Below are 17,482 nucleotides of genomic sequence, written 5' to 3' on the forward strand. Positions count from 1 at the left end.
ACTTATGAAACTAAAGACCACATTGTTCGGCAATGTTTATCAGTTTAAGGATGTAAAAGAGGTGCTGGCAAAAGCCAACGAACTGCGTTCGGGGGATGTGCTGGCAGGAGTGGCCGCAACAAGCTCGCAGGAGCGTGTGGCTGCCAAGCAGGTGTTGTCGGAAATGACGGTGGCGGATATCCGCAATAACCCGGTGATTTCCTATGAAGAAGACTGCGTAACGCGTCTGATTCAGGATGACGTCAATGAAACGGCCTATAACCGCATCAAAAACTGGAGTATCAGTGAGCTGCGCGAGTATGTGCTGAGTGATGAAACTTCTGTCGATGACATTGCGTTTACGCGCAAAGGGTTAACGTCGGAAGTCGTTGCTGCGGTGGCCAAAATCTGTTCCAACGCGGACCTGATCTACGGCGGCAAGAAAATGCCGGTGATCAAAAAGGCGAACACCACCATTGGCTTGCCGGGCACCTTTAGCTGCCGTTTGCAGCCGAACGATACCCGTGACGATGTACAGAGTATCGCCGCTCAGATCTATGAAGGTCTTTCCTTCGGTGCGGGTGATGCGGTCATTGGGGTCAACCCGGTAACGGATGATGTGGAGAACTTAAGCCGCGTCCTCGATACCGTGTATGGCGTCATCGACAAATTTAATATTCCGACCCAGGGCTGCGTACTGGCGCACGTCACCACGCAGATTGAAGCAATTCGTCGCGGCGCGCCGGGCGGGCTGATTTTCCAGAGTATCTGCGGCAGTGAAAAAGGCTTAAAAGAGTTTGGCGTTGAGCTGGCGATGCTGGATGAAGCGCGTGCCGTGGGTGCGGAGTTTAACCGTATCGCCGGGGAAAACTGCCTGTACTTCGAAACCGGGCAAGGGTCTGCGCTTTCTGCTGGCGCTAACTTTGGTGCCGATCAGGTGACGATGGAAGCGCGTAACTACGGGCTGGCGCGTCACTACGATCCGTTCCTGGTGAACACCGTGGTGGGCTTTATCGGACCAGAGTATCTCTACAACGACCGTCAGATTATTCGTGCCGGTCTGGAAGACCACTTCATGGGCAAGCTGAGCGGCATCTCAATGGGCTGTGACTGCTGCTACACCAACCATGCTGATGCTGACCAGAACCTCAACGAAAACCTGATGATTCTGCTCGCCACCGCTGGCTGCAACTACATCATGGGCATGCCGCTCGGTGACGACATCATGCTCAACTACCAGACCACTGCATTCCACGATACCGCGACCGTGCGCCAGCTGCTGAACCTGCGTCCGTCGCCGGAGTTTGAGCGCTGGCTGGAAACCATGGGCATTATGGCAAACGGTCGCCTGACCAAACGGGCGGGCGATCCGTCACTGTTCTTCTGATGACGCGGGGATGACACACGATGGATCAAAAACAGATTGAAGAAATTGTACGCAGCGTAATGGCGTCAATGGGTGAGTCACAGCCGCAGGCTCAGGCACCGTCACCGGAAGCGAAATGCAGCACCACACAGTGTGCTGCGCCGACAGGTGAAAGCTGTGCGATGGACTTGGGTTCTGCTGAAGCCAAAGCGTGGATTGGTGTCGAAAATCCACACCGTGCGGACGTGTTGACTGAACTGCGTCGCAGTACTGCAGCACGCGTGTGCACCGGTCGTGCCGGTCCTCGCCCGCGTACTCAGGCGTTGTTGCGTTTCCTGGCGGACCATTCGCGTTCGAAAGATACGGTCTTAAAAGAGGTGCCGGAAGAGTGGGTGAAAGCGCAAGGGTTGCTGGAAGTTCGTTCAGAAATCAGTGACAAAAACCTGTATCTGACACGCCCGGATCTGGGGCGTCGTCTGAGTGCGGAAGCCATTGAAGCGTTGAAATCGCAGTGTGTGGCTAACCCGGATGTGCAGGTGATTATCTCTGATGGCCTGTCTACCGATGCGATCACCGCCAACTACGAAGAGATTCTGCCGCCGCTGCTGTCGGGTTTAAAACAAGCCGGGCTGAAGGTCGGTACGCCGTTCTTTGTTCGCTATGGTCGCGTAAAAATCGAAGATCAGATTGGCGAACTGCTGGGGGCGAAAGCGGTGATCCTACTGGTGGGGGAACGTCCGGGCTTAGGCCAGTCGGAGAGCCTTTCCTGCTACGCGGTGTATTCACCGCGCGTGGCGACTACCGTTGAAGCTGACCGCACCTGTATCTCGAACATTCACCAGGGCGGTACGCCTCCGGTAGAAGCGGCTGCGGTAATCGTCGATTTGGCCAAGCGCATGCTGGAGCAAAAAGCATCCGGCATCAATATGACCCGTTAAGGAGGCATCATGCCAGCATTAGATTTGATAAGACCCTCAGTCACCGCGATGCGCGTGATTGCCTCGGTAAATGACGGTTTTGCTCGCGAACTTAAATTACCGCCACATATACGTAGCCTCGGGCTCATCACAGCAGATTCTGATGACGTGGCGTATATTGCCGCAGACGAGGCGACCAAACAGGCGATGGTGGAAGTGGTTTATGGCCGCTCATTGTATGCCGGTGCGGCACACGGACCTTCTCCCACGGCAGGTGAAGTGCTGATTATGCTCGGCGGACCGAACCCGGCTGAAGTTCGCGCGGGCCTGGACGCCATGGTTGCCAATATTGAAAGTGGCGCGGCGTTCCAGTGGGCAAATGACGCAGAAAATACCGCCTTCCTGGCGCACGTCGTATCGCGCACGGGGTCGTATCTTTCCGCGACAGCGGGATGTCGACTTGGCGATCCCATGGCCTATCTGGTGGCACCGCCGCTGGAAGCGACATTCGGTATTGATGCTGCACTGAAATCTGCCGATGTACAGCTGGTGACCTACGTTCCACCACCGTCAGAAACCAACTACTCAGCGGCGTTTTTGACCGGTAGTCAGGCCGCCTGTAAAGCCGCGTGTAACGCCTTTGCCGATGCCGTTCTGGATATTGCCCGTAATCCGGTACAACGCGCGTAAGAGAGGTTGTGATGATCAATGCACTGGGATTACTGGAAGTGGATGGCATGGTTGCGGCTGTTGATGCTGCGGACGCCATGCTGAAAGCTGCGAACGTGCGACTGCTTAGCCACGAAGTGCTCGATCCTGGCAGGCTGACGCTGGTGGTGGAAGGCGATCTGGCGGCGTGCCGTGCTGCGCTGGATGCTGGCAGTGCTGCTGCTGCGCGTACAGGCCGTGTTATCAGCCGTAAGGAGATAGGGCGGCCGGATGATGACACCCAGTGGCTGATCGGCGGTTTTAAACGTGCGCCGAAGAAATCCGCACCGAAGCCAGAAATGATGCCAGAAGCCAAAGCGGAAAAGACGCAGGAAGCGCCTGTGACATCTGAATCTTCTGATGAGCTCCTGGCGTTATTGGCATCAACCCGTCAAGGAATGACGGCAGGGGAAGTGGCCGCGCACTTTGGCTGGTCACTTGATAAAGCCAGAAATGCGCTGGAACAGCTCTTTTCTGACGGAGCGTTGCGTAAACGCAGTAGTCGCTATCGCTTAAAAAATTAACCTGTCGGAGGGCCGGGGGCTTCATTGAAGCTTCCGGCTTAAAAGATCATGAAAAAGACCCGTACTGCAAACCTGCACCATCTTTATCATGAAGCATTACCCGAAGACGTTAAACTTACGCCGAAGGTGGAGGTGGACAACGTTCACCAACGGCGAACAACAGATGTGTATGAGCATGCCCTGACGATTACTGCCTGGCAGCAGATTTATGATCAACTGCATCCGGGAAAATTTCATGGCGAGTTCACGGAAATCCTGCTTGATGATATTCAGGTGTTCCGTGAATACACCGGTCTTGCGCTGCGCCAGTCATGCCTGGTTTGGCCGAATTCGTTCTGGTTTGGTATTCCGGCTACGCGCGGAGAGCAGGGGTTTATTGGTACGCAATGCCTTGGCAGTGCTGAAATTGCGACCCGCCCAGGCGGAACAGAGTTTGAGCTGAGCACACCAGATGATTACACCATTCTGGGGGTTGTCATTTCGGAAGAGGCGATTGCGCGTCAGGCCAACTTCCTGCATAACCCGGAAAGGGTGCTGCATATGCTGCGCAACCAGTCGGCGCTGGAAGTCAAAGAACAGCACAAAGCTGCGTTATGGGGCTTTGTGCAACAGGCGCTGGCGACGTTTAGTGAAAATCCTGAGAACCTTCATCAGCCGGCGGTGCGCAAAGTATTGGGTGATAACCTGTTGCTGGCGATGGGCACGATGCTGGAAGACGCTCAGCCGATTATGACCGCTGAAAGCATCAGCCATCAGAGCTATCGCCGCCTGCTGTCGCGTGCGCGCGAATATGTGCTGGAAAATATGTCAGAACCGCTGACCGTGCTCGACTTGTGTAACCAGCTACATGTGAGTCGTCGCACGCTGCAAAACGCGTTTCACGCGATCCTGGGTATCGGACCGAATGCCTGGTTAAAGCGTATTCGTCTGAATGCTGTGCGCCGGGAGCTTATTAGCCCGTGGTCGCAAAGTGCGACGGTGAAAGACGCTGCGATGCAGTGGGGATTCTGGCATTTAGGACAGTTTGCTACCGATTACCAGCAGCTGTTTGCGGAAAAACCCTCGCTGACGCTGCATCAGCGCATGCGTCAGTGGGCGTGATGAAAGAATTGTGCCGGATGCGACGCTTTACGTCTTATCCGGCCTACGGGTTGTAGGCCTGATAAGCGTAGCGCCATCAGGCAATTACACCCAGTCGCGGACCTGAATAAATTCGCTAAGGGCGGCTTCCGGGCTGTTCGCTTCCGGCTGCCAGTCATATTCCCAGCGTACCAGCGGCGGCATTGACATCAGAATCGATTCGGTGCGCCCGCCGGTCTGCAGACCGAACAACGTGCCTCTGTCCCACACCAGATTAAATTCCACATAGCGTCCGCGACGATAAAGCTGGAAATTGCGCTCGCGCTCGCCCCAGATCATCGCTTTGCGGCGTTCGACGATCGGCAGATACGCCTCGGTGTAACCTTGCCCGACCGCCTGCATAAAGGCGAAGCAGTGGTCGAAATCTGGCGTATTCAAGTCATCAAAAAACAGCCCACCAATGCCGCGCTGCTCGTTACGGTGCTTCAGAAAGAAGTAGTCGTCGCACCATTTTTTGTAACGCGGGTACACGTCATCACCAAACGGTTGGCAGAGTTCAAGCGCGGTGCGATGCCAGTGAACGGCATCTTCTTCAAAACCATAGTAGGGCGTTAAATCAAAGCCACCGCCAAACCACCATACTGGATCGGCACCCGGTTTTTCGGCGATAAAAAAACGCACGTTGGCATGGCTGGTAGGGATGTACGGATTCTGCGGATGCACGACCAGCGAGACACCCATCGCCTCAAAGCTGCGCCCGGCAAGCTCTGGCCGATGTGCGGTAGCAGAGGCTGGCATTGCGTCACCGTGTACGTGGGAGAAATTCACCCCCGCTTGTTCAAAGATACCGCCGTTACGTAGCACCCGGCTACGACCGCCGCCGCCCGCTTCACGCTGCCAGTTATCTTCAACAAACGTTGCACCATCGACGGCAGATAACTGTTGGCAAATATTATCCTGCAGACTCAGCAGGAACTGTTTAACGCGCTGTGCATCGGGCTTCATGATTAACGTTTCTTCGAATGTGCTTTCTGATTATCAAACCAGTGGAAATAGCTGATGATGCCATTGGCGATAGCGGTGGCGATTTTCTGGCGAAATGCCGTTGTGCCCAGCAACCGTTCTTCTTCCGGGTTGGTGATGAATGACGTTTCGACCAGTACCGAAGGAATTGACGGTGATTTTAGTACCACGAACGCGGCTTGTTCCGTGCTGCGACTGTGCAAACGGTGTACCGGCTTGATTTTCTTAAGAATGTGCGAACCGAGCGTCAGGCTGTTTTTAATGGTGTCGGTTTGTACCAAATCGAACAGTACCTGCTGCAATAAATGGTCTTTATCGGTGGCCTTTTTACCTGCGACTTCATCGGCACGGTTTTCACGATCGGACAGGTACTTCGCCATGGCGCTACTGGCACCGCGATTGGACAGGGCGAAGACTGATGCCCCCGCCGCGCTCGGATTGGTGAAGCCGTCGGCGTGAATCGACATAAACAGATCGGCACCGTGCTTGTGGGCAATCTCAACGCGATCGTACAGTGGAATGAAGGTATCGCCAGAGCGGGTCAGGCGTGCATCAATTCCTTCATTGCGCAGAATCGAGCGTACATTTTTGGCAATCGCCAGCACCACGTGTTTTTCTTTCGAGCCGTTGCGGCCAATTGCTCCGGTATCAATACCACCGTGTCCTGGGTCAAGAACAACAACACGCTTAGCACCCGCTTTTTTGGCTTTCGGTTTGCTGTGACCATTACTGGTCTTTAGCGTTTCTTCCTTTGCGATGGCTTGCGACATGCCGGACAGCGTCAGGGCTGCCAGCCCAGCTTTCAGCACCTGGCGGCGCGATGTGAGAGTTTTTAGTGGTTTAAAAGTGCTCATACGGCCTGAGTTGTAAAAAAAGGTTCCAGACGTTATATCGTATCGCGTAGTCCGTTGCGACGGATCGGGATAAGAATTGTTTTACTTTTCATTTCAATACGTGACAATTCCGTATTATGCCATTTTTTCCGTCGCTTCGCGTCAGATATTGGCTAAATCAGTGGTTCGCGCCATAATCGCTTTTTAACGTCCTGAAAAGGAAACTAATACCATGGAAATACGCGTATTTCGCCAGGAAGATTTCGAAGAGGTGATCACCCTCTGGGAGCGCTGTGATCTGCTGCGTCCATGGAATGATCCGGAAATGGACATTGAGCGCAAAGTCAATCATGACGTCAGCTTGTTTCTGGTCGCAGAAGTGAACGGTGAAGTTGTCGGCACAGTGATGGGGGGCTATGACGGTCATCGTGGTTCCGCTTATTACCTTGGCGTGCATCCTGAGTTCAGGGGGCGTGGTATTGCTAATGCGCTGCTGAACCGACTGGAGAAAAAGCTCATTGCCCGTGGTTGTCCAAAGATTCAAATCATGGTGCGTGACGATAATGACGTTGTGCTGGGTATGTATGAGCGTTTGGGCTATGAACATACCGATGTACTCCATCTGGGTAAACGTTTAATCGAAGATGAAGAGTACTGAGTTCCATCCCGCCGACTATGACGGTCATGGGCGTCTGCGCCTGCCATTTCTGTTCTGGTGCGTGCTGCTGCTCCAGGCGCGTACCTGGGTGTTGTTTGTGATTGCGGGTTCTTCCCGCGATCAAGGCAACACGTTGCTGAATTTGTTTTATCCCGATCATGACGCGTTCTGGCTGGGGTTACTTCCCGGCGTTCCGGCCGTGCTGGCGTTTTTACTCAGCGGGCGGCGTTTCGCGTTTCCCGTTTTGTGGCACAGGCTGCGCGGATTACTGATTCTGGCTCAACTGGTGCTGCTCGGCTGGCAGCCGATGCTGTGGTTGGCAGGCGATCCGGTCAACGGCATCGGGCTGACGCTGCTGGTGGCGGATATCGTCGCGCTGGTCTGGCTGTTAACCAATCAACGTCTGCGCGTCTGTTTTTCCCCCGAGAAAGAATAACGGCACTTTTTAGTGAAACCGGACTCAAAGCAGCGTTGATAAATATGGAAGGAAGTGAAATGAAATCACTGCGTTTGACGTTATGCGCGATACCGCTGGTGCTGACCGGGTGTTCAACCCTCTCATCGGTGAACTGGTCCGCCGCTAATCCGTGGAACTGGTTTGGTTCTTCGACCGAGGTCACTGAGCAAGGCGTGGGAAAACTCACGGGCGCGACAACACTGGAAGAAAAGACCATTGCTGATGCGCTGGATGGCGATTATCGCCTGCGTAGTGGGATGAAAACCAATAACGGCAATGTCGTGCGCTTTTTTGAGGCGATGAAAGGTGACAAGCTGGCAATGGTGATCAATGGAGACCAGGGAACCATCAGCCGCATTGATGTCCTGGACAGCGATATTTCATCAGACGCGGGTGTTGAAATCGGTACACCGTTTAGCGACCTTTACACTAAAGCCTTCGGTAATTGTCAGAAAGCAACCGGTGATGATAGCGAGAACGTTGAATGTAAAGCTGAAGGAAGTCAGCACATTAGCTATATTTTTTCCGGTGACTGGAGCGGCCCTGAAGGCATAATGCCGTCTGACGATACACTACAAGAGTGGAAAGTAAGCAAAATTATCTGGCGGCGTTAATTTGCGTCTGAACAAATCGACTTACTAAAAAAACAGGTAGAATAACGCCCATCAATGCCACGATGTCGTGGCAGCTTTTTTTCAGGAGGAACAATGTCTCAGGTTCAGAGTGGCATTTTGCCAGAACATTGCCGTGCGGCGATTTGGATTGAAGCCAATGTAAAAGGTGATGTTGAGGCTCTGCGAGCGGCCAGCAAAACATTTGCCGATAAGCTGGCGACCTTTGAAGCGAAATTCCCGGATGCGCATCTGGGCGCGGTAGTCGCTTTTGGCAACAATACCTGGCGCACGCTGAGCGGCGGCGTGGGCGCGGAAGAGCTGAAGGACTTCATCCCTTACGGTAAAGGCCTGGCTCCGGCGACCCAGTATGACGTATTGATCCATATTCTCTCGCTGCGCCATGACGTGAATTTCTCCGTTGCGCAGGCGGCAATGGAAGCATTTGGCGACTGTATTGAAGTCAAAGAAGAGATCCACGGTTTCCGCTGGGTGGAAGAGCGTGATCTCAGTGGCTTTGTTGATGGCACTGAAAACCCGGCGGGTGAAGAAACGCGTCGTGAAGTCGCTGTTATTAAAGATGGCGTCGATGCTGGCGGCAGCTATGTATTCGTGCAGCGTTGGGAACATAACCTGAAGCAACTGAACCGCATGAGTATTCACGATCAGGAAATGATGATTGGCCGCACCAAGGAAGCCAACGAAGAGATCGATGGTGACGATCGTCCGGTAACATCCCACCTGAGCCGTGTGGATCTGAAAGAAGATGGCAAGGGTCTGAAAATTGTTCGTCAGAGCCTGCCATACGGTACAGCCAGCGGTACGCATGGTCTCTATTTCTGCGCGTACTGTGCGCGTCTGCACAATATTGAGCAGCAACTGCTGAGCATGTTTGGTGATACCGACGGCAAACGTGACGCGATGCTGCGCTTTACCAAACCGGTCACCGGTGGCTATTACTTTGCACCGTCGCTGGATCGACTGATGGCGCTGTAATCCCGGTGTTGCCTGGTGGCGCTAACGCTTACCGGGCCTACCGCGTTCTTATCTGTCATAGAATTGAAAATCCCCGCCCCGACGGGGATTTTTTTTACCTTAAATTAACCTGATTTAGTGAGCTATTCCTCAGCATGAATTTGTTAATGCTGTATCTTCTGCGTGAATGAAGCGAAGGCTTCATATTCAAAAGGAGAATATTGAAATGGGAAAACTCACGGGCAAAACAGCATTGATTACAGGCGCATCTCAGGGTATTGGCGAGGGGATCGCCAGAACGTTTGCCCGCCATGGCGCGAACTTAATCCTGCTGGATATCTCCGATGAGATTGAAAAGCTGGCGGATGAACTGGCTGGGCGCGGGCATCGCTGCACAGCGGTTCACGCAGACGTCAGAGATTTTGCGTCGGTCACGGAAGCGGTAAAACGCGCGAAGAAAATTGAAGGCAAAATCGACATTCTGGTCAACAATGCCGGCGTATGTCGCCTTGGCAACTTCCTTGAAATGAGCGATGAAGATCGCGACTTCCACATTGATGTCAACATTAAAGGCGTCTGGAACGTGACGAAGGCCGTTCTGCCGGAGATGATTGCACGCAAAGACGGGCGCATCGTGATGATGTCATCGGTAACAGGCGATATGGTAGCCGACCCGGGTGAAACGGCGTATGCGTTGTCGAAAGCCGCTATTATCGGCTTAACCAAGTCCCTGGCGGTTGAATACGCGCAATCGGGGATTCGTGTAAATGCAATTTGCCCAGGCTACGTTCGTACGCCAATGGCGGAAAATATTGCACGTCAGTCTAACCCGGACGATCCTGAATCGGTTTTAGTCGACATGGCGAAAGCGATTCCAATGCGCCGTCTGGCCTGCCCGCTTGAAGTGGGTGAACTGGCGGCGTTCCTGGCGTCGGATGAATCCAGCTACTTAACTGGCACGCAAAACGTGATTGATGGCGGCAGCACACTGCCGGAAAGCGTTAGCGTCGGCATCTGATTGATGCCTGTCTCCTCCCTGGTGAACCTGGGGAGGAGGTACCCCTTAGAGCTAGCCCATTAGGCTATTTTATTTGCCAGTTTGGCCCTGGGCAGTGCTCAAAATCCTCACGTACTTCGTGTACGCTCCGGTTTTTCCGCGCTGTCCGTGTCCAAACTGCCTGCAACAATTACACCTACTGGGATAAGCTCTTATTCTCTTTTCAACTTTCAAATCATCAAACGGTATATAAAACCGTTACTCCTTTAGCACTGGTTATAAATATGATGACCATAAGAAAGTCATTTAATTTATAAGGGTGCGCAATGGCCGTTAACTTACTGAAAAAAAGAACCCTGACGCTGGCAGCAATGCTGTTGCTGGTGGGTCAGGCGCAGGCAACGGAACTGCTGAACAGTTCATACGATGTTTCCCGCGAACTGTTTGCCGCCCTTAACCCGCCGTTTGAACAGCAATGGGCGAAGGATAACGGCGGCGATAAACTGACGATAAAACAATCTCATGCCGGGTCATCAAAACAGGCGCTGGCGATTTTACAGGGACTGAAAGCCGATGTGGTGACCTATAACCAGGTGACCGACGTGCAAATCCTGCACGACAAAGGCAAGTTGATCCCGGCCGACTGGCAAACTCGCCTGCCGAACAACAGTTCACCGTTCTATTCCACAATGGGATTCCTGGTGCGTAAAGGAAACCCTAAAAATATTCACGACTGGAATGACCTTGTTCGTTCTGACGTCAAGCTTATCTTCCCTAACCCGAAAACGTCCGGGAATGCGCGCTACACCTATTTAGCGGCGTGGGGCGCTGCGGATAAAGCAGACGGCGGCGATAAAGCCAAAACCGAACAGTTCATGACCCAGTTCCTGCAAAATGTCGAAGTGTTTGATACCGGTGGCCGTGGCGCGACCACCACTTTTGCCGAGCGCGGGCTCGGTGACGTATTGATCAGCTTCGAGTCGGAAGTGAATAACATTCGCAAGCAGTATGAAGCGCAGGGTTTTGAGGTTGTTATTCCGAAAACCAATATTCTTGCCGAGTTCCCGGTTGCCTGGGTAGATAAGAATGTGCAGGCCAACGGGACAGAGAAAGCGGCTAAAGCGTATCTGAACTGGCTGTACAGCCCGCAGGCGCAAACCATCATCACCGACTATTACTACCGTGTGAATAACCCACAGGTCATGGACAAGCTGCAAGATAAATTCCCGCAGACTGAATTGTTCCGCGTAGAAGACAAGTTCGGCTCCTGGCCTGAAGTGATGAAAACACACTTTGTCAGCGGCGGTGAGCTGGACAAACTGTTGGCGGCGGGGCGCAAGTAAATGTTTGCTGTTTCTTCCCGACGCGTGCTGCCCGGCTTTACCTTAAGTCTGGGTACCAGCTTACTGTTTGTGTGCCTGATATTGCTGTTACCGCTTAGTGCGCTGGTAATGCAACTGGCGCAAATGAGCTGGGCGCAATATTGGGATGTGATTACTAACCCGCAGGTCGTGGCGGCCTATAAAGTCACGCTGCTGTCAGCATTTGTGGCGTCGATTTTTAACGGCGTGTTTGGTCTGTTAATGGCGTGGATCTTAACCCGTTACCGTTTTCCGGGCCGCACGTTGCTGGATGCGCTGATGGACCTGCCGTTTGCGCTGCCTACGGCGGTAGCGGGTCTGACGCTGGCATCACTGTTTTCGGTCAACGGTTTCTACGGCGAATGGCTGGCGAAACTGGATATTAAGGTCACTTACACCTGGCTGGGTATCGCGGTGGCTATGGCCTTTACCAGCATTCCGTTTGTGGTACGTACCGTACAGCCGGTGCTGGAAGAGTTAGGTCCGGAGTATGAAGAAGCGGCGGAGACGCTGGGTGCTACGCGTTGGCAGAGTTTCCGCAAAGTGGTGCTGCCGGAGCTGTCTCCTGCGCTGGTGGCGGGCGTGGCGCTGTCGTTCACCCGTAGTTTAGGCGAATTTGGCGCAGTTATCTTTATCGCTGGGAATATTGCGTGGAAAACGGAAGTCACCTCACTGATGATTTTTGTTCGCTTGCAGGAGTTTGACTACCCAGCCGCTAGTGCGATTGCGTCAGTAATCCTTGGGGCTTCGTTGTTGCTGCTGTTTTCGATTAACACCCTGCAGAGTCGCTTTGGTCGACGCGTGGTAGGTCACTGATGGCAGACATTACCCAATTGAAACACTATGGGGCGCCCCGCATCAACTGGGGTAAATGGTTTCTGATTGGCACGGGCATGCTGGTGTCCGCGTTTATTTTGCTGGTGCCGATGATCTATATCTTCGTGCAGGCATTCAGTAAGGGGTTACTGCCGGTATTACAGAATCTGGCTAACCCGGACATGCTGCATGCCATCTGGCTTACGGTGTTGATTGCACTGATCGCAGTGCCAGTGAACCTGGTGTTTGGTGTCTTGCTGGCCTGGCTGGTGACCCGCTTTAACTTTCCGGGTCGCCAGCTGTTGCTGACGCTACTGGATATTCCGTTTGCTGTCTCGCCGGTGGTCGCCGGTCTGGTCTATCTGCTGTTTTACGGCTCTAACGGCCCACTCGGCGGTTGGCTGGATGAACATAACCTGCAAATCATGTTTGCCTGGCCAGGCATGGTGCTGGTTACGGTCTTTGTAACCTGTCCGTTTGTGGTGCGCGAACTGGTGCCGGTGATGTTAAGCCAGGGCAGTAATGAAGATGAAGCGGCTGTGCTGCTTGGCGCGTCCGGCTGGCAGATGTTCCGACGCGTGACGCTGCCGAATATCCGTTGGGCATTGCTGTACGGTGTGGTGTTGACCAATGCCCGTGCGATTGGTGAGTTTGGTGCGGTGTCGGTGGTTTCCGGCTCGATTCGCGGCGAAACCTTATCGTTGCCATTACAGATTGAATTACTGGAGCAGGACTACAACACGGTCGGCTCCTTTACCGCCGCGGCGCTATTAACGCTGATGGCGATTATTACCCTGTTTTTGAAGAGCATGTTGCAATGGCGTCTGGAGAACCAGGAAAAACGCGCGCAGCAGGAGGAAAATCATGAGCATTGAGATTGCCAATATTAAGAAGTCTTTTGGTCGCACCCAGGTGCTGAACGATATCTCGCTGGATATTCCTTCAGGTCAGATGGTTGCGCTGCTGGGGCCGTCTGGCTCGGGCAAAACCACGCTGCTGCGAATTATTGCCGGGCTGGAACATCAGTCCAGCGGGCATATTCGCTTTCATGGTACTGACGTCAGTCGTTTACATGCGCGTGATCGTAAAGTTGGCTTCGTCTTTCAGCATTATGCGCTGTTTCGCCATATGACCGTTTTCGACAATATCGCCTTTGGGCTGACGGTCTTACCGCGTCGCGAGCGTCCAAACGCGGCGGCCATTAAGGCGAAAGTCACCAAATTGCTGGAGATGGTGCAGCTTGCCCATCTGGCGGATCGTTTTCCGGCGCAGCTTTCCGGCGGGCAAAAACAGCGTGTGGCGCTGGCACGAGCGCTGGCGGTCGAACCGCAGATCCTGCTACTCGATGAGCCGTTTGGTGCACTTGATGCTCAGGTGCGTAAAGAGTTGCGTCGTTGGTTGCGTCAGTTGCACGAAGAACTGAAATTTACCAGCGTGTTTGTTACCCACGATCAGGAAGAGGCGACGGAAGTGGCCGATCGCGTGGTGGTAATGAGCCAGGGACATATTGAACAAGCCGATGCGCCGGACCAGGTCTGGCGTGAACCGGCAACCCGCTTTGTACTGGAATTTATGGGTGAGGTTAACCGCCTGCAGGGGACGATTCGTGGCGGACAGTTCCATGTTGGCGCACACCGTTGGCCATTGGGCTATACGCCAGCGTATCAAGGGCCGGTTGACCTGTTCCTGCGTCCGTGGGAAGTGGATGTGAGCCGTCGTACCAGCCTGGATTCCCCGTTGCCGGTACAGGTGCTGGAAGCCAGTCCGAAAGGTCACTACACCCAATTAGTTGTGCAACCACTGGGGTGGTATAACGAACCGCTGACAGTGGTCATGCAGGGAGACGATTCCCCTGCTCGTGGCGAACGCCTGTTTGTTGGGCTGCAAAATGCACGACTGTACAACGGTGACCAGCGCATTGAAACGCGTGAAGCGGAACTTGCCCTGGCGCAATCGGCCTGATAGGTTAATTCGCATAGTTATTCCCCGGTGGCGCTGCGCTTACCGGGCCTACGGGCTAAAGCATGACCTGTAGGCCGGGTAAGCGTAGCGCCACCCGGCATTTTATTGAGCTGAAAACGTGAACACATTAGAACAAACGATTGGCAATACGCCTCTGGTTAAACTGCAGCGTCTTGCGCCGGAAAACGGCAGTGAAATTTGGGTCAAACTGGAAGGGAATAATCCCGCGGGCTCGGTGAAAGACAGGGCTGCGCTGTCGATGATTGTCGAAGCGGAGAAACGCGGAGAAATTAAGCCGGGCGATGTACTGATTGAAGCAACCAGCGGGAATACCGGCATCGCGCTGGCGATGATCGCCGCGCTGAAAGGCTATCGCATGAAGCTGCTGATGCCTGACAACATGAGTCAGGAGCGACGTGCGGCGATGCGGGCTTACGGGGCTGAACTGATACTGGTGACCAAAGAGCAGGGCATGGAAGGGGCGCGTGACTTAGCACTGGAAATGGCCCAACGTGGCGAAGGTAAGTTGCTCGATCAGTTTAACAATCCTGATAACCCGTATGCGCATTACACCACAACCGGCCCGGAAATCTGGCAGCAAACGTCCGGACGCATTACCCATTTCGTCTCCAGCATGGGCACGACCGGCACCATTACCGGCGTATCTCGTTTTCTGCGTGAACAGGCTAAACCGGTGACGATTGTCGGTCTGCAGCCGGAAGAGGGCAGCAGTATTCCGGGGATTCGCCGCTGGCCTGCGGAGTATATGCCGGGCATTTTTAACGCCTCGCTGGTGGATGAGGTGCTGGATATTCATCAGAATGATGCAGAAAACACCATGCGTGAGCTGGCGGTTCGTGAAGGCATTTTCTGCGGTGTCAGTTCTGGCGGCGCGGTGGCGGGGGCGTTACGCGTGGCGCGTGCTACACCCGGCGCTGTGGTGGTGGCGATCATCTGCGATCGCGGCGATCGCTACCTTTCGACCGGCGTTTTTGGTGAAGAGCACTTCAATCAGGGCGCAGGGATTTAATTTGTTTGCCTGATAAGCGTAGCGCCATCAGGCAAACACACGACACGATCGCCGGATAAGACGTTGCGTGTTTTATCCGGCCTTCAATGATTAATCGTTACGGTTCTCTACCAGTTTATCCAGGAACTGCCACAGTTTTTCATTCATCTGCTGGTAATCCCATTCGCGCATTTCAGCAACAGAGCGGATAAAGCGTTTTCCTCTGGCCTCTGCTAACTCTTGTTCCGAATGCTGAATCAGCCCCTCGATTGCCTCGGCGGTGAATTCCATATGACACTGGAAGCCATAGATAAAATTACCGTATTGCACGATTTGTCTCGGACAGCCTTCACTTGTCGCCAGAATTGTCGCCTGATCGGTTAATCCAGGCATATCGTTGTGCCAGTGACCGACCATCAGCGGCGATCCAAAGTGGGCGATCAGCGGGTGCGCTTTACCTGCTTCAGTCAGTGTGATGGGATAGTGACCAATCTCTTTTTCCGGGCTTTGACATACCTTCGCGCCCAGCGCTTCGCCAATCAGCTGTGAACCTAAGCAGATCCCCACCACAATTTTGCGTGCTGAAATCGCCTGATTGATCAGATGCTGTTCGGCCTGAGAATCAAAATACGGGCACTCTGCCAGCGTGGTGCGTGGAGACTGCGGGCCACCAAAGACGACCAGCATATCGAACCCATCAGCATTGGCGGGAACCGATTCTCCGGCGTAAACCCGCGACCAGGTGATGGTATAGCCACGCTGTTCTGCCCACGGCAGATACGCGCCAGCAGATTCAAAAGACTCATGAATAACAAAATGAACTCGCACTTTTTCTCTCCTGTTAGCGCTTTTGCGCCTGATGAATATCAGCCGCCAGCTTATGAATATCGCTGTCGTTCAAGGTCGACAGCGTAATGCGCAGACCGTGCGATGGTGTATTCACACCAAACACCTCACCTTCGCGTACCAGCCAACCGGATTTTGCCAGGGCAAAAGCAAGTGATTGACTGTGGTGCGTCAGAGGCAGCCACAGATTCAGACCATCACCGACGGGTAGATCAATGCCATATCCTCTGAGAGCGGTGGTCAGTTTTTGCTGCTGTGTTGCGTAAAACCGCTGAGTCTGGACCAGCTTACGTTGATACTCCTCGTCACTCAGGCAGGCGCAGGCCAAATCCTGAAGCAGATGGCTGACCCACTGACTGCCGGCGTTGAGTCGTAACCGCAGTTTTGCTGAAGTGACCGGATCGCTGGCAACGATGGCAAGGCGTAAATCCGGGCCTAATGTTTTCGACATTGAACGGACGACTGCCCAGTGTGTGGTTTGCGTGGCAATCACCGGGTGCCAACGGCATGCAGACAGCAGTGCAAAGTGGTCGTCGACAATCACCAGCACCTGCGGATAGCGGGCCAGGATTTTTTGTAACTGGGCGGCGCGTGCGGCGCTCAGGCTACATCCCGTCGGGTTGTGGGCCCGCGGCGTCAGGATCACTGCCCGCGCCCCTCTTTGTAACGCCACCTCCAGCATGTCGGGTTGCATACCTTCGTTGTCTACGGTGACCGGGCTCGCTGAGAATCCCGCATAACGCAACATATTGATGCTACTTAAAAAGCAGGGATCTTCTACCGCGACGCTATCGCCCGGCAATAAATGGGCGCACAGTAGTCGTTCAATAGCGTCAATAGCACCGCTGGTGATATCAATTTCTCCCACGCCAGGGAGGGCATCCTGCATCCAGCGTGTGGCCCAGGTTTTAAGCTCAGGCGATACGACGGCATCGCCATACAGACGTGGATTCTTATTTATTTGCGCGAAATAACGACTGAGATCGGGGAGACAAGTCGGCGCAGGGTTACCACCGGAAAGGTCGGTAAGCGGGGTATTCGGGTTCCCTCCCTCCAGCGCGATAGGGGAGGAAATTCCTTTTATTACCGTCCCGTTTCTCCCAAGACTGAGTGCCAGCCCGGAGGTGACCAGTCGTTTATAAGCCGCCGCGACAGTATTGCGGTTGACGTTCAATGTCGTCGCCAGCTCGCGCACTGGCGGAAGCGTTTCGCCTGAGGCGAGGGTGCCTGTAGCGACATGTTGACGAATACTGTCAAAAATTTCGTTAGCGGTTTTTCCGTCGATCATTATTGACCTATGACAAAATGAATTTTAGCATATGACGATAATAGTGAGGCGATAGCCCGCTGTCCAGCGAGA

At 53.8% G+C, this 17,482-nt stretch carries 19 protein-coding genes; 15 read left to right on the forward strand and 4 right to left on the reverse strand.

Annotated features, from left to right (window positions below; translation table 11 throughout):
* Positions 1 to 4 precede the first annotated feature (4 nt).
* The 5 genes from eutB to eutR are packed head-to-tail and all read left to right on the forward strand — an operon-like array spanning position 5 to position 4,595.
* Positions 5 to 1,366 (forward strand): ethanolamine ammonia-lyase subunit alpha, encoded by a 1,362-nt coding sequence (gene eutB, locus NNO02_RS02645; RefSeq protein ID WP_003038029.1) that lies wholly within the window; start codon positions 5 to 7, stop codon positions 1,364 to 1,366.
* Positions 1,367 to 1,386: 20 nt separating this feature from the next.
* Complete coding sequence (eutC, locus tag NNO02_RS02650; protein ID WP_271440177.1) at positions 1,387 to 2,283, forward strand: ethanolamine ammonia-lyase subunit EutC; 897 nt, start codon at positions 1,387 to 1,389, stop codon at positions 2,281 to 2,283.
* Positions 2,284 to 2,292: 9 nt separating this feature from the next.
* On the forward strand, positions 2,293 to 2,952 hold the full coding sequence (gene eutL, locus NNO02_RS02655) for an ethanolamine utilization microcompartment protein EutL (RefSeq protein ID WP_198903394.1): 660 nt from the start codon (positions 2,293 to 2,295) through the stop codon (positions 2,950 to 2,952).
* 11 nt (positions 2,953 to 2,963) lie between these two features.
* Positions 2,964 to 3,494 carry an ethanolamine utilization microcompartment protein EutK gene (gene eutK, locus NNO02_RS02660; protein WP_271454151.1) on the forward strand — a complete coding sequence of 177 codons (531 nt, stop codon included), beginning with the start codon at positions 2,964 to 2,966 and terminating at the stop codon, positions 3,492 to 3,494.
* Between the two features lie 48 nt (positions 3,495 to 3,542).
* Entirely contained in the window at positions 3,543 to 4,595 is a 1,053-nt protein-coding gene (gene eutR, locus NNO02_RS02665; RefSeq protein ID WP_271440178.1) for an HTH-type transcriptional regulator EutR, read from the forward strand.
* Positions 4,596 to 4,679: 84 nt separating this feature from the next.
* Here the strand turns inward: eutR and hemF are convergent, their stop codons facing one another.
* A complete protein-coding gene (gene hemF / locus NNO02_RS02670; protein WP_271454152.1) occupies positions 4,680 to 5,579 on the reverse strand; it encodes an oxygen-dependent coproporphyrinogen oxidase in 900 nt (299 codons plus the stop codon).
* 2 nt (positions 5,580 to 5,581) lie between these two features.
* A complete protein-coding gene (amiA, locus tag NNO02_RS02675) occupies positions 5,582 to 6,451 on the reverse strand; it encodes an N-acetylmuramoyl-L-alanine amidase AmiA (RefSeq protein WP_137384734.1) in 870 nt (289 codons plus the stop codon).
* A gap of 211 nt (positions 6,452 to 6,662) precedes the next feature.
* On the opposite strand from amiA, the gene NNO02_RS02680 reads away from it, so the two are divergent.
* From NNO02_RS02680 to cysM, 10 genes are all read left to right on the forward strand, one after another.
* Positions 6,663 to 7,088 (forward strand): GNAT family acetyltransferase, encoded by a 426-nt coding sequence (locus NNO02_RS02680; RefSeq protein WP_048210972.1) that lies wholly within the window; start codon positions 6,663 to 6,665, stop codon positions 7,086 to 7,088.
* A complete protein-coding gene (locus NNO02_RS02685) occupies positions 7,075 to 7,524 on the forward strand; it encodes a DUF2919 domain-containing protein (RefSeq protein WP_271454153.1) in 450 nt (149 codons plus the stop codon). Before NNO02_RS02680 ends, NNO02_RS02685 begins: the two co-directional genes overlap by 14 nt.
* Before the next feature lie 59 nt (positions 7,525 to 7,583).
* Positions 7,584 to 8,159, forward strand: coding sequence for an RpoE-regulated lipoprotein (locus NNO02_RS02690; RefSeq protein WP_271454154.1), 576 nt, complete (start codon positions 7,584 to 7,586; stop codon positions 8,157 to 8,159).
* A 93-nt stretch (positions 8,160 to 8,252) separates the two neighbouring features.
* Positions 8,253 to 9,152 (forward strand): porphyrinogen peroxidase, encoded by a 900-nt coding sequence (yfeX, locus tag NNO02_RS02695; protein ID WP_048210975.1) that lies wholly within the window; start codon positions 8,253 to 8,255, stop codon positions 9,150 to 9,152.
* Positions 9,153 to 9,357: 205 nt separating this feature from the next.
* Complete coding sequence (ucpA, locus tag NNO02_RS02700; protein ID WP_137384730.1) at positions 9,358 to 10,149, forward strand: SDR family oxidoreductase UcpA; 792 nt, start codon at positions 9,358 to 9,360, stop codon at positions 10,147 to 10,149.
* A gap of 305 nt (positions 10,150 to 10,454) precedes the next feature.
* Positions 10,455 to 11,471 carry a thiosulfate/sulfate ABC transporter substrate-binding protein CysP gene (cysP, locus tag NNO02_RS02705; RefSeq protein ID WP_271454155.1) on the forward strand — a complete coding sequence of 339 codons (1,017 nt, stop codon included), beginning with the start codon at positions 10,455 to 10,457 and terminating at the stop codon, positions 11,469 to 11,471.
* Entirely contained in the window at positions 11,472 to 12,305 is an 834-nt protein-coding gene (gene cysT / locus NNO02_RS02710) for a sulfate/thiosulfate ABC transporter permease CysT (RefSeq protein WP_003038061.1), read from the forward strand.
* Positions 12,305 to 13,180, forward strand: coding sequence for a sulfate/thiosulfate ABC transporter permease CysW (gene cysW / locus NNO02_RS02715; protein ID WP_271440186.1), 876 nt, complete (start codon positions 12,305 to 12,307; stop codon positions 13,178 to 13,180). The genes cysT and cysW overlap by 1 nt, the downstream gene beginning before the upstream one ends.
* Positions 13,170 to 14,267, forward strand: a complete 1,098-nt coding sequence (gene cysA / locus NNO02_RS02720; RefSeq protein WP_137384728.1) for a sulfate/thiosulfate ABC transporter ATP-binding protein CysA — start codon at positions 13,170 to 13,172, stop codon at positions 14,265 to 14,267. Before cysW ends, cysA begins: the two co-directional genes overlap by 11 nt.
* 118 nt (positions 14,268 to 14,385) lie before the next feature.
* Entirely contained in the window at positions 14,386 to 15,297 is a 912-nt protein-coding gene (gene cysM, locus NNO02_RS02725; protein WP_271440188.1) for a cysteine synthase CysM, read from the forward strand.
* 90 nt (positions 15,298 to 15,387) lie between these two features.
* Here cysM and NNO02_RS02730 read toward each other — a convergent pair whose 3' ends face one another.
* Entirely contained in the window at positions 15,388 to 16,104 is a 717-nt protein-coding gene (locus NNO02_RS02730; protein WP_271454156.1) for a type 1 glutamine amidotransferase, read from the reverse strand.
* 13 nt (positions 16,105 to 16,117) lie between these two features.
* Positions 16,118 to 17,410 carry a MocR-like B6 salvage transcription factor PtsJ gene (gene ptsJ, locus NNO02_RS02735; protein WP_271454157.1) on the reverse strand — a complete coding sequence of 431 codons (1,293 nt, stop codon included), beginning with the start codon at positions 17,408 to 17,410 and terminating at the stop codon, positions 16,118 to 16,120.
* Between the last annotated feature and the right edge of the window lie 72 nt (positions 17,411 to 17,482).

Origin of the sequence: Citrobacter sp. Awk 2 (genome assembly GCF_028069815.1) — a bacterium.
Taxonomy (GTDB): Bacteria; Pseudomonadota; Gammaproteobacteria; order Enterobacterales; family Enterobacteriaceae; genus Citrobacter.